The following is a 12,507-nucleotide window of genomic DNA, read 5'->3' as shown; positions in this document are numbered from 1 at the left end:
TGCTCATCGGGTAAATCATAGGATAACAACAAGTCGCGCAAACAGCGGCACAGGCGGAAAAGAGCAGATCATGGAACCACAAACCCTCGCAATGGCGCAGGAGATTGATTTCTCCTTGTTGGCGTTGTTTATGCGCGCAACTTTTACAGTGAAATTGGTGATGTTGATGTTGATCACCGCGTCCTTTTGGTCGTGGTCTATCATCATCCAAAAACACATCGCTTTTCGCAAAGCCAAATCCGCGGCTGCAGCCTTTGATCAAGCTTTTTGGTCGGGTGAGCCACTTGATGATTTGTTTGACAAAATCGCGGGAGCGCCAGCGACTGCGCCCGAACGGGTTTTCGTTGCGGGCATGACCGAATGGCGTCGTTCGCACCGCGCTGATGGCGGATTGATTGCAGGCGCTGGGTCGCGCATTGATCGGTCAATGGATGTGGCTATTTCCAAAGAAGCGGAAAAGATGAACGGGCAATTGTCTTTTTTGGCCACCGTGGGTTCAACTGGTCCGTTCATTGGTTTGTTCGGGACTGTCTGGGGTATCAAAACCGCTTTTGAAGACATCGCCTTGGCACAATCCACAAACCTAGCTGTTGTGGCACCTGGTATTGCCGAAGCGCTTTTGGCCACGGCTTTGGGCCTTTTGGCTGCGATCCCTGCCGTTGTGTTTTACAATAAATTGTCTGCGGACAGCGACAGAGTGTTGGGCGGGTATGAGGCCTTTGCTGATGAGTTTTCAACCATCTTGTCTCGCGAATTGGATTCCTGAACCATGGGCGCGGGAGTTGTAAAACGCCAAGGTGGGGGCGGACGCAGAGGCCGACGTCGTGGGCAATCTGCCGCTATGAGCGAAATCAACGTCACGCCGTTTGTTGACGTGATGTTGGTGTTGTTGATCATCTTTATGGTGGCCGCGCCGATGATGACCGTCGGTGTGCCTGTCGAATTACCAGAAACAGCCGCTACAGCTTTGCCGCAAGAAAGCGAAGACCCTTTGTCGATCACGCTTACGGCTGATGGGCGCGTGTTGTTGATGAACAACGAAGAACCCCAAGACGAGTTGGTCACAAAGCTGCGCGCAATCGCAGCTGAGCGCACGGACGATAAAGTGTTTTTGCGCGCTGACGGATCTATCCCTTATGAAAAGGTTGTCCAAGTCATGGGCGCGCTCAACGCGGGCGGATTTCGCAATATCGGTTTGGTGACAGAGCAGGGCGGTCCGCGTTTGGATGGCTCTTCTGTGAGCACAGAAAACTGAGGCGGTCCACGTGAATACGGGTCAATATATCTCGGCTGGGGCACATTTCGGGCTTGTGGCATACGTGTTGTTTGGGGGCTTTTTTCTAAGCCCGCGCGATACCGAGACTGTGCAATCACAAGAAGTGTCGCTGATTTCAGAATCTGATTTCGCAGCGCTCAGCCGTGTCGAAACTGCGCCTGATGTTGCGAATGAAGCCCCGAAAATTTCTGCACCCACAATTGACAGCTCGACTGAGAGTGCAGCGCTTGCGGCCCCTGAGCGGATGCCGCCACCAAAGGCCAGACCCGAAACGCCGCCTGATCCAAGTCCTGCAGATCAAGCCCCGCCTTTGCCTGTTGCACCAACAGCACCGGTTCCGCCAGCTCCTGAATTTTCTGTCGAGGATTCTGGCGCAAGCTTGCCTGACGTCGCTAACCAAGAACCGACGCCGCGCCCTGTGCCGCGCATCGCGCCCGAAGCTGTGGTGAACCCAGATCAAACGCCAGATATCGCGGATCAAGCCACGCCAGAGGTGTCGCCAGACGCCGAAGCCACTGCCGAGGTCGTGCCTGATGTGCCGGCGGCCGCGCCGCAAGAGGCCGTGACTGAGACCGTGACCGAAGCGGACACACCATCTGGCATGACATCTTCACCGCGCCCCAAAGCACGCCCACAATCTGTTGTGCGCCAAGCTGCACAGCAGGCAGAAGACAAAGCAAAGTCAGAGACCACAGCAAATACCACTGCGGATGCGAAAGCCGATGCCGCCGCGAATGCAGCTGCAGACGCCGTGGCAGATGCTGCCGCTGATGCAGTCGCTGCGTTGGCAGCTGAAGCCGCGGCAGATACACCCGCCGCTCCAAGTCGCCCCGCTGGACCACCGATGAGTGCAGGCGAAAAAGACGCTTTGCGTGTGGCTGTATCGCAGTGTTGGAACACGGGCTCTATGTCGACAGAAGCGCAGCGCACGAAAGTGACTGTTGGACTATCGATGAACCAAGATGGCACGCCTATCACTGGGTCCATAAGATTGCTTGGATCGACGGGGGGCGACGCTGCCTCTGCCGAGCAAGCCTTTCAAACAGCGCGCCGCGCGATCATTCGTTGTGGCCGTGACGGCTATTCGCTTCCAGCTGAAAAATTTGACAGTTGGAAAGATATCGAGATTCTATTTAACCCCGAAAACATGAGGTTTAAATGACACGCCTAACCACTTTTGCCCGTCGCTTTGCAGGCTGCGCTGCCTTGGCTGCACTTAGCTTTATCGCTGCGCCTGCTGCGTTTGCGCAAGATCCGGGCCCGCTTAAGTTGGAACTCACACAAGGTGTGATTGAACCGCTTCCCGTGGCCGTCCCTGATTTCATCGCTGAAACCGCGCAAGCTGCGGAATTTGCCAAACAGATTTCTGATGTGATTGCAGCGGATCTTGTCGGCACAGGGCTGTTTCGCGAAGTGCCGGACAGTGCATATATTTCAAACGTGACATCTTTTGAGAGCCCTGTTCAATACGCTGATTGGAAAGCAATCAACGTGCAAGGTCTGGTGACGGGGGCTGTCAGTGTTGATGGCTCAGGCAACCTGTCTGTTAAATTTCGCGTGTTTGATGTATTTTCCAATGGGCAGCTTGGCTCTGGATTGCAGCTTGCTGGCACGTCCCAAAGTTGGCGCCGTATTGCCCATAAAGTGGCGGATGAGGTTTACAGCCGCATCACGGGCGAAGGCGCATATTTCGACAGTCGTGTGGTGTTCGTATCAGAAACCGGATCAAAGCAAGCGCGCCAAAAGCGACTTGCTGTTATGGATTATGATGGCGCGAACTTGCAGTATTTGACCGATGACGCCTCAATCGTTTTGGCCCCACGGTTTTCACCGACTGGCGACCGCGTGCTGTATACATCATATGAAAGTGGCTTTCCGCAAATCATGATGCTGGACGTGGGCACTGTGTCGCGCAGCAAGTTGCCTGTGCCGACGGAAAGCATGTCGTTTGCACCTCGCTTTTCACCAGATGGACGCTCTGTTGTCTATTCCGTATCCACAGGCGCGAACACTGATTTGTACCGTATGGACATCGCATCGGGGCAGGCAGCCCGTTTGACCAACACGCCGGCGATTGAAACCGCACCGTCTTTTTCACCTGACGGATCAAAGATTGTGTTTGAAAGCGATCGTTCGGGCACTCCGCAATTGTATGTGATGGACGCGGCAGGGGGCGATGCCAAACGTATTTCCTTTGGTCAAGGGCGCTATGGCACGCCGATTTGGTCCCCGCGTGGTGATTTGGTTGCTTTTACAAAACAAGCCAACGGGCGGTTCCACATTGGGGTGATGCGCACAGATGGATCAGAAGAACGCTTGCTGACAGCATCGTTCTTGGACGAAGGCCCCACATGGTCACCCAATGGCCGTGTGATTATGTTCACCCGAGAAACGCAAGGTGCAGAAGGCCAAGCTGCGCTGTATTCTGTCGATATTTCAGGCAGAAACCTGCGCCGTATACCGACCACATCAGGCGCATCAGACCCCGCTTGGTCGCCCCTTTTGAAATAGTGAGACTGCGCACTCCCCAAGGGACATTGGGGGTGCTATACTTCGGTAAAACGAGCAATAAGACATTCCGCAAAGGATAGACGGATGACACAGACACTTACACTCAAACCGCGTGGATCGCGCAAGCTGACGGCACTTGTTTTGGTGTCTGCGCTGGCCTTGACCGCATGTACAAACCCTGATCGTTTTGGCAGTTCAACAAACGCCAACGGCGCTTTGGGCGCAAACGGAGGCATGATTGCTGGCTCGGCCAATGATCCGTCCTCGGTTGCGTATTTCAACCAAGCAATCGGGGATCGCGTCTTGTTCTTGGTGGATCAGTCCACTTTGACTGACGAGTCGCGCGGACTTTTGGCGCAGCAGGCAGGTTGGCTTATGGCAAACCCAGCCTACACTGCGATTATCGAAGGCCACGCGGACGAACAGGGCACCCGTGATTACAACCTTGCGCTTGGCAGCCGACGTGCCGCAGCTGTGCAAGATTATCTGATCTCGCAGGGCGTGAATCCAGCGCGATTGAAACCAATCACATACGGCAAAGAGCGCCCCATCGAAGTGTGTTCAAGCGAAGTCTGCTATGCAAAAAACCGCCGCGCAGTCACCGTTTTGGCTGCGGGTGCAGGCATTAGCTGAGGCAAAACGACATGAAAAAGGGTGGCGGTATGAAACGCATTTTGATGACAACTGCGATGGTTTTCGGCTTGGGCTTTGCATCGCCGCTCTTTGCGCAAGACGCACAAACCTTGGCAGATTTACGCCAAGAAGCGGCGGTTTTATCGGTTGAGATCGTTAAACTTAAACGAGAACTGTCGACCACTGGCGCGCCGAACACGGCGTTTGGTGGGACATCGACATTGGAGCGGGTCGATTTGTTTGAGGCGAGCCTCACCAAACTGACATCCAAAATCGAACAACTTGAGTTTCGTCTGGACCAAATCGTGTCTGATGGCACCAGACAGCTTGATGATATGAACTTCCGCATTTGTGATCTGGAAGCTGCCTGCGATGTTGGCAATTTGCCGGCACTTGAACCTTTGGGGGGGGCTGAGGCGGCAAGCGGTGCAAGCGATATTGTCGTTGTTGGCCCCGGCAGCCAACCCGATATGGAAGGCGGCCAATTGGCTGAAGCCGAACAAGCCGATTTTGATGCTGCAATGACGGCCTATTCTGAGGGATCCTATGACATTGCGGCCTCTGGCTTTGGAGCTTTTGCACAAAATTACACAGGCGGCTTTTTGACCGCAGAGGCGCATTTTATGCGCGGCGAAGCCCTAAACAAACTGGGGCAAACCTCTGAAGCTGCGCGTTCTTATTTGGACAGCTTCAACACCTCATCCGAGGGCGAGCGTGCGCCAACTGCACTTTTGCGTCTCGGTTCATCTATGGTTGCCCTTGGTCACATGGACAAGGGGTGTGTGATGCTTGGCGAAGTGGGCAGTCGTTTCCCAGGGTCCCAAGAATCCACTCAAGCAGACGCAGAACGTCAAACGCTTGGCTGCCAATAATGGGCATCGTTCAAATCAAACACGGGGCAGGGTGCGGTTGGCCGCGTTAGCGGTTTTGCCCCGAGCAAATCAATGAGCCAAACAGCATCTCACAGCGCCATGCTTAAGCATTTCTTTGCCGCAGCGTTCACATTTGACAAGCCAAAGCACGTTGGTGTTGCGGTGTCTGGTGGCGGAGATTCCATGGCACTTTTGCGGTTGATGGCGGATTGGGGCGTGGACCAAGGCGTGCGTGTGTCCGCGGTCACCGTCAATCATGGCTTGCGTCCAGAGGCCGCTAGCGAAGCACAATTCGTGGCGGAAACCTGTGAAAAACTGAAAATAAAACACACAACATTGACGTGGACGGGCTGGTCTGGTGACGGAAATCTGCAAGATGCGGCCCGCCGTGCGCGCTATCATCTTATGGGGCAGTGGGCCGCCACCCAAGATATCACCACAATTGCGTTGGGCCACACCGCTGATGATCAAGCTGAGACATTTTTTATGCGTCTGGCGCGGGCTTCTGGCATCGATGGTTTGACGGGAATGCAGCGCAGGCGGCAATCGGATGGAATCACATGGGTGCGCCCTTTGTTGATGCAAGAACGGTTCGAGCTGCGCCAATATTTGCGTGATTTGCGCCAACCGTGGATCGATGATCCAAGCAATGATGATGAAGCCTATGATCGGGTGAAATCGCGCAAAGCCATGGCGGCGCTCACAGATTTGGGCATTGATGCTCACGTGGTTGGACGGGTGATGGATCACTTGTCACAAGTGCAATCCGCACTGGATATCGCCACGCATGATCATGCCATTGACTGTGTCGAAGAAGACAGGGGCGACCTAATTGTGCATCGCAAACGCTTTGCTGAGGGGGCCCCTGAAGTGAACCGTCGTTTGGTGGCCCATGCGCTGAAATGGATCGCATCGGCAGATTACGGTCCGCGTGGGATGAAATTACAGGAATTTATGTCGGCAATGGTGCGCAAAAAAGACGCGACATTGCATGGTGTGCGGATGATTGGACAAGGCGAAACTTTTCGCTTGTGTCGTGAATTTTCGGCTGTTTCGGATAAAGTGAGCGTTCCAAACGCGATTTGGGACGGGCGTTGGCAGGTTAACTGCGACAAAACGCAAGATCTTATTGTGCGCGCTTTGGGCGAAGATGGGCTGCTGAAATTGGGCCCCCGCGCGGATGGCGGTTTGCCACGTGAGAGCTTAAAGTCTACGCCTGCGGTGTTTTTAGGCGATATGTTGCTTGCAGCACCGTTGGCCAATCCGGCCACGCCAGCGGGCCAAGAGCCTATTTTTGCCGATGCAAAACTGATTCATCCACGCGGTCAGGTGTATACTTCCCTTTTATCGCATTGAACTTACCCCACCGATCCCTATTTTAAGGTGAACCGCTTAGCGCCCCTGCGCTGAGTCTGAATTTTCGAGGAGACCTCTCTTGGGTAATGCACGAAACCTCGCCTTTTGGCTGGTACTTTTGATGCTCGTTGTGGCGTTGTTTAACGTTGTCGGTGGCAATCAATCCTCTATGGCCTCGGACGAAAGAGACTATTCCGAATTCATGAGAAATGTTGAGGCCGGTGCGGTCTCATCCGTTTACATCAACGGAGAAAAAGTCAGCTACACGATGGCGGATGGCACAGAATTATACGCCATCAACCCCGGTGATGCGGACTTGCCAACCAAGCTTGTTGATCAAGGTGTGAGCTTTAAAGGCAAAGCGCAAAAACAAAGCGGCTTTCAATCGCTGCTGATCACCTTCTTGCCGTTTGTTTTAATCATCGGTGTGTGGATATTCTTTATGAACCGCATGCAAGGTGGCGGCAAAGGCGGCGCGATGGGATTTGGCAAATCCAAAGCCAAGTTGCTGACCGAAAAAGCTGGACGCGTGACCTTTGACGATGTCGCTGGTATTGATGAGGCAAAAGAAGAGCTCGAAGAAATCGTAGAGTTCTTGCGCAACCCACAAAAGTATTCACGCCTTGGCGGTAAAATTCCAAAAGGTGCTTTGCTTGTTGGCCCTCCCGGGACTGGTAAAACATTGCTGGCGCGCGCAATTGCGGGCGAGGCTGGTGTGCCATTCTTTACCATTTCTGGTTCTGATTTCGTTGAAATGTTTGTCGGTGTCGGTGCTTCCCGTGTGCGCGACATGTTTGAACAGGCCAAAAAGAACGCACCTTGTATTGTGTTCATCGATGAGATTGACGCCGTGGGCCGTGCCCGTGGCGCTGGTTACGGTGGCGGCAATGACGAACGCGAACAAACGCTCAACCAATTGCTGGTTGAAATGGATGGTTTTGAAGCCAATGAGGGCGTGATCATCGTCGCGGCCACCAACCGTCGTGACGTGTTGGATCCTGCTTTGCTGCGTCCCGGTCGTTTTGATCGCCAAGTCACAGTGCCAAATCCTGACATCAAAGGCCGTGAGAAAATTTTGGGCGTGCATGCGCGTAAAATCCCGCTCGGACCTGCAGTTGATCTGCGCATCATCGCGCGCGGCACCCCCGGTTTTTCCGGTGCGGATCTGGCCAACCTTGTGAATGAAGCCGCTTTGATGGCCGCACGTATTGGCCGCAATGTGGTGACAATGATCGATTTCGAAGCTGCGAAAGACAAAGTCATGATGGGCGCCGAACGCCGCTCCATGGTGATGACGCCTGAGCAAAAAGAAATGACAGCCTATCACGAAGCAGGCCACGCGATTGTTGGTATCACCCTGCCCAAATGTGATCCGGTTTACAAAGCCACAATCATTCCGCGCGGTTCTGCTTTGGGGATGGTGATGAGCCTGCCTGAAATGGATCGTCTGAACATGTTCAAAGACGAGTGCCATCAGCGCATCGCGATGACGATGGCGGGTAAGGCGGCTGAGATCATTAAATACGGTGCTGATCAAGTGTCCAACGGTCCTGCTGGCGATATCCAACAAGCGTCCGGTTTGGCGCGTGCGATGATCTTGCGCTGGGGCATGTCAGACAAGGTCGGCAACATCGATTACGCGGAAGCTCACGAAGGCTACCAAGGCAACACCAGCGGCTTGTCCATGTCTGCATCGACCAAAGAAATGGTCGAGCAAGAGGTCAAAGATTTCATTCAAGCTGGCTACGAGCGGGCTTACAAAATCCTCGAAGACAACAACGTGGAATTTGAACGTCTGGCCCAGGGTCTTTTGGAATATGAAACCCTCACAGGCGATGAAATCAAGCGCGTGATGAAGGGCGAATTGCCCCAAGTGGACGAAGCTGAAGAGGTCGCCGATGCAGCGCCTTCCGTGATGGCCGTGCCCAAAACGCGCAAGCGTAAATTGGATGCGCCCAAAGCGGATACACCCAAGTCAGATGATCCAGACACGTCAGAGTAATTCACTTTGATCACACTGTTTAAACCGCGCCTTTGGGCGCGGTTTTTTATTGGCATATCGCCCTGTCCAAGCCCATGCGCTGACCCGCGCCCTTGGTCCCCCTTTCCTCGCAAGCTGGCGCGTGCTAAAGCGCCCATAAGAGGATATATGATGACGCTGAAACATCCTAAAGACATCGGTTCAATGGCCGAACTGCGTGGCCAAATTGACCAACTTGATCATGACTTGATCCGGCTGCTGGCCGTGCGTCAACGCCATGTGGACCGCGCTGCCCAATTAAAGCCTGCTGAGGGCTTGCCCGCCCGCATCGAGACCCGTGTAAATGCCGTCGTAGATAACGTACGCAGCATTGCTGAGCGCGAAGGATTTGATGCTCAAACCGCCGCAGATATGTGGCATTTGATGATTGAAAGCATGATCGCCCGCGAAGAACAGGCCATGTCCCAAGGAGAACAAGCATGACAGCTCAAGTGATTGATGGAAAAGCCTTTGCTGCCACAATGCGTGGAAAAATCGCATCCCATGTGGCCCGTTTGAAAGAAGTGCATCACGTGACACCCGGCCTTGCGGTGATCCTTGTGGGGCAAGATCCCGCGTCCGAAGTTTATGTGCGCAACAAGAATAAATCCACGGTCGAAGTGGGCATGAATTCTTACGAGCACAAACTGCCAGCCGACACGTCTGAGGCAGACCTATACGCGCTGATCGATCAGCTCAATGCAGACCCCGCAGTGCATGGCATTTTGTGTCAGTTCCCTGTGCCCGATCACCTATCAGAACGCGACATCGTGGCGCGTATCGATCCGGCGAAAGATGTCGATGGGTTGCATGTGCTCAACGCGGGTCTTTTGGCCAGCGGCCAACGCGCCATGGTCAGCTGCACACCGCTGGGATGCTTGATGCTGCTGCGGGATCAGCTTGGAAATTTGTCAGGTAAAAATGCAGTCGTTATCGGTCGGTCAAACTTGGTCGGAAAACCCGTGGCACAGCTTTTGTTGCGTGACAGTTGCACCGTCACCATCGCGCATTCTCGCACTGCAAATATCGAAGAAGTAGTGCGCGGTGCCGACATTGTTGTGGCCGCTGTAGGGCGTGCCGAAATGGTTAAAGGCGACTGGATTAAAAAGGGCGCTGTTGTGATTGATGTGGGCATCAACCGCATCCCTGCACCCGAACGCGGCGAAGGAAAAACACGCCTTGTGGGGGATGTTGACTATGCCTCAGCCGCCGAAGTCGCGGGGGCGATTACGCCCGTTCCCGGCGGTGTTGGACCTATGACCATCGCTTGCCTTTTGGCCAACACAGTGACTGCATGTTGTCGCGCAAATGGCTTTCCAGAACCCGAAGGTTTGACAGCGTAAGCACCCCATCTAGGCGGCCAAAATCATTGCATAAAAACGGGGCGCAAACGGGGGAAAATCCCTGTCTGCGCCCCGTCTGTTTTTGGTCTGCTTTGCGTCTGCCTTTTGTCTGCTATCAGTATGGCAACTCAGGGTCTGACGCTTGGGTTAGCGCATCGGTTCTAGGTCGTGCAGCATCTGTTTCAACAGCTCGGGCAATGCCGTGTACGCGCCATTAGGGGCTGCGTCCAATGCGGCCGCCACGTCTTTTTCCAAGATCGCGATGGTGTTGCTGGGCTCATACCCTTGGCGGGCAAATTCGATCTGTTCAAACCGTGAGGCAAACCAGTTTTGACCCGTGGCTTTCCCCACCAAGGCCAGAAGTTTTGTGTGATCCAAATCGGCCTCAGTCGCCCAATCCAAAATCAGCCGTGTCATCACAGTGTGTGACGCGCACAGCAGATTGTTGAGCACCTTGGCTTGAATACCATCGCCGAATTCCCCCATGCGGTGCAGGCTGGTTCCCATAGCTTCAAACAACGGCCAAGCCGCCGTGATGGGCGCATCATCGCCGCCGATCATAAAAGCCAACGTGCCCTCAATCGCACCAACTTGGGCCCCTGACATGGGGGCATCAATCAGGTTGATGTGCGTGGGAATACGGTCACGCAACGCGCGCACATATTTCGGCGATAGGGTGGATGACACGATGATAGTGTCAAGCTGTGTCGCGCGGGTTACAAACCCTTGCGCGCCGAATAGAACCTCATCTGTTTGCGCTGTGTCGCGCACCACTGTGATCAGCGTGGTGAGCCCTTGTGCAAAATTATCCGCGTCATTGCTGACTGGAAGATTTGGAAAAGTACTTGCGGGGCGGATGTCAAATCCGACGGCGTCAATCCCGCCCTTGCGCATATTTGTCAGCATCCCGCTGCCCATTCGACCCACGCCAGCCAAGCCTATTTTTGTCATGTTATGTCCTCCCTTTCGGGCAAGAATGGCCTGTGGGCACAGATGTGAACAGCCCTAAAATGCGATGCCGCTTGTGGGCGTTACGCTAGTGATCGAATTCGGTGAGTGTCACAAACATATTGCCCCAAGCGCGATCAATAAGATCGGGAGACATGTGATAGGGTTGGCCTTCAAAATTGCAGATGGCGATCATTTGGTCGATCAAGAATATAGGCTGATAGTTGGCGTAAGCATTATTAATCGTTGGATATTTTTGCTTGAGCAGATGCATCAATGACGCTTCATCCAGCGGCATATTTTTCTTGCGGGCCATCATGGCGAAGATTTTGAGAAAGCCTTCTTGGTCGGGGCCATCGATTTTAATTTTGTAGAAAATGCGGCGCAAGGCGGCCGTGTCGAAAATTTCATTTGGGTGAAAGTTGGTTGAAAAAACCACCAAAGTGTCGAAGGGCACTTCGAATTTTTCACCTGATTGCAGCGCCAAGATGTCTTTGTGCTCTTCAAGCGGTACAATCCAGCGGTTGATCAGTTTTTGCGGTGGGTCTTCTTGTCGGCCAAGGTCATCGACAATGAAAATTCCGCCATTGGATTTCAATTGCAAAGGCGCTTGATAGGTGCGGGCTGTGGGGTTGTAGACGAGATCCAACATGTCCAAGGTCAGCTCGCCACCGGTGATCACAGAGGGGCGGTCACAGCGCACATAACGGCGATCAAACGGGTTGGCGGTGCGGCGCAAAGATGTGGCGCTGTCTTCGGCGTCTTCACGGATCACATGCATGATGGGGTCGTAAACGGTGATCACCTGACCGTTGTATTCAATGGCGCGTGGCACATAAATGAGATCACCCAAGGCATCGCGAATGCCGTGTGCGATCGACGATTTCCCGTTTCCGGGAGGGCCATACATTAAAATGGAACGCCCTGCGCCCACGGCAGGTCCAAGCTGGTCCAATAAGTTGGGTGGCAAAATGAGGTGTCCCATGGCATCGACCAGAGCCTGACGCGTGATACGCATGTTGCGCACGGATTGGCGTTTGACCTGCTCTGCGTAGACGGCAAGCGGGACGGGCATCGGGCCGTAATATTCGGACTGCGACAGGGCATCTAGCGCGCGCGCTTTCCCCGCCTCAGACAGGCGATACCCCATTTCGGTTCCTGAATTTGCATGCATCGTGCCTGTGGCTTCGACCAAAGATTGTTCGCGGATCATATCCACGATCTCTTGGGTGACAGAGACCGACAGGCACAGGGTTTGCGCCAACTGAGACACCCGTTCTTGGTTGGTGCGAAACATGGTTTTGAGCAAAATATCACGCATCATCACACTGTCCAGACCAGTGTCTTCAAGGGTGCGAGGCACAGAGGGCGCGATCACGTTTTGGGTTGCATCTATGGTCATTTTTTCGTCCCTATTGGTGTGCGCAGGCCTTGGCAGATGTCAGGCATATCATGCAGATATCCTATCTATTTGCGCGCCTTAGACCAAGAATGTACACGCATTTCTTTGCAAAGCATCTAATTTGGCCGTATTCTTTGGAAAAAATA

General features: G+C 53.8%; 12 protein-coding genes. 10 read left to right on the top strand and 2 right to left on the bottom strand.

Annotation, left to right across the window (positions count from 1 at the left end):
- The first annotated feature begins 70 nt into the window (after nt 1-70).
- The 10 genes from tolQ to folD all read left to right on the top strand — a co-directional run bounded on the left by tolQ (nt 71) and on the right by folD (nt 10,011).
- Complete coding sequence (tolQ, locus tag BM025_RS01190; protein WP_085847305.1) at nt 71-766, top strand: protein TolQ; 696 nt, start codon at nt 71-73, stop codon at nt 764-766.
- 3 nt (nt 767-769) lie between these two features.
- Complete coding sequence (tolR, locus tag BM025_RS01185; RefSeq protein ID WP_085847306.1) at nt 770-1,255, top strand: protein TolR; 486 nt, start codon at nt 770-772, stop codon at nt 1,253-1,255.
- A gap of 10 nt (nt 1,256-1,265) precedes the next feature.
- Nucleotides 1,266-2,438: a hypothetical protein gene (locus tag BM025_RS01180; protein ID WP_085847307.1), complete on the top strand. Its 1,173-nt coding sequence runs from the start codon at nt 1,266-1,268 to the stop codon at nt 2,436-2,438.
- Nucleotides 2,435-3,787 carry a Tol-Pal system beta propeller repeat protein TolB gene (tolB, locus tag BM025_RS01175; protein WP_085847308.1) on the top strand — a complete coding sequence of 451 codons (1,353 nt, stop codon included), beginning with the start codon at nt 2,435-2,437 and terminating at the stop codon, nt 3,785-3,787. The genes BM025_RS01180 and tolB overlap by 4 nt, the downstream gene beginning before the upstream one ends.
- 84 nt (nt 3,788-3,871) lie before the next feature.
- The gene (pal, locus tag BM025_RS01170) at nt 3,872-4,420 is read left to right on the top strand and encodes a peptidoglycan-associated lipoprotein Pal (RefSeq protein WP_085847309.1); all 549 of its coding nucleotides are present in this window, start codon (nt 3,872-3,874) and stop codon (nt 4,418-4,420) included.
- Nucleotides 4,421-4,449: 29 nt separating this feature from the next.
- Nucleotides 4,450-5,292 carry a tol-pal system protein YbgF gene (gene ybgF / locus BM025_RS01165; RefSeq protein WP_244515385.1) on the top strand — a complete coding sequence of 281 codons (843 nt, stop codon included), beginning with the start codon at nt 4,450-4,452 and terminating at the stop codon, nt 5,290-5,292.
- A 72-nt stretch (nt 5,293-5,364) separates the two neighbouring features.
- On the top strand, nt 5,365-6,648 hold the full coding sequence (gene tilS / locus BM025_RS01160) for a tRNA lysidine(34) synthetase TilS (protein WP_085847311.1): 1,284 nt from the start codon (nt 5,365-5,367) through the stop codon (nt 6,646-6,648).
- Between the two features lie 79 nt (nt 6,649-6,727).
- Nucleotides 6,728-8,650 carry an ATP-dependent zinc metalloprotease FtsH gene (gene ftsH / locus BM025_RS01155; protein WP_085847312.1) on the top strand — a complete coding sequence of 641 codons (1,923 nt, stop codon included), beginning with the start codon at nt 6,728-6,730 and terminating at the stop codon, nt 8,648-8,650.
- A 147-nt stretch (nt 8,651-8,797) separates the two neighbouring features.
- Nucleotides 8,798-9,112 (top strand): chorismate mutase, encoded by a 315-nt coding sequence (locus tag BM025_RS01150; RefSeq protein ID WP_244515383.1) that lies wholly within the window; start codon nt 8,798-8,800, stop codon nt 9,110-9,112.
- Nucleotides 9,109-10,011, top strand: a complete 903-nt coding sequence (folD, locus tag BM025_RS01145; protein WP_085847313.1) for a bifunctional methylenetetrahydrofolate dehydrogenase/methenyltetrahydrofolate cyclohydrolase FolD — start codon at nt 9,109-9,111, stop codon at nt 10,009-10,011. Before BM025_RS01150 ends, folD begins: the two co-directional genes overlap by 4 nt.
- A gap of 147 nt (nt 10,012-10,158) precedes the next feature.
- Here the strand turns inward: folD and BM025_RS01140 are convergent, their stop codons facing one another.
- Entirely contained in the window at nt 10,159-10,962 is an 804-nt protein-coding gene (locus tag BM025_RS01140; protein ID WP_085847314.1) for an NAD(P)-dependent oxidoreductase, read from the bottom strand.
- Between the two features lie 85 nt (nt 10,963-11,047).
- Nucleotides 11,048-12,361: an ATP-binding protein gene (locus tag BM025_RS01135; RefSeq protein ID WP_085847315.1), complete on the bottom strand. Its 1,314-nt coding sequence runs from the start codon at nt 12,359-12,361 to the stop codon at nt 11,048-11,050.
- Between the last annotated feature and the right edge of the window lie 146 nt (nt 12,362-12,507).

It is taken from the genome of Pacificibacter marinus (assembly GCF_900109555.1).
In the GTDB taxonomy this organism is placed as follows: domain Bacteria; phylum Pseudomonadota; class Alphaproteobacteria; order Rhodobacterales; family Rhodobacteraceae; genus Celeribacter; species Celeribacter marinus_C.
This window is presented reverse-complemented; position numbering and strand designations above follow the sequence as displayed.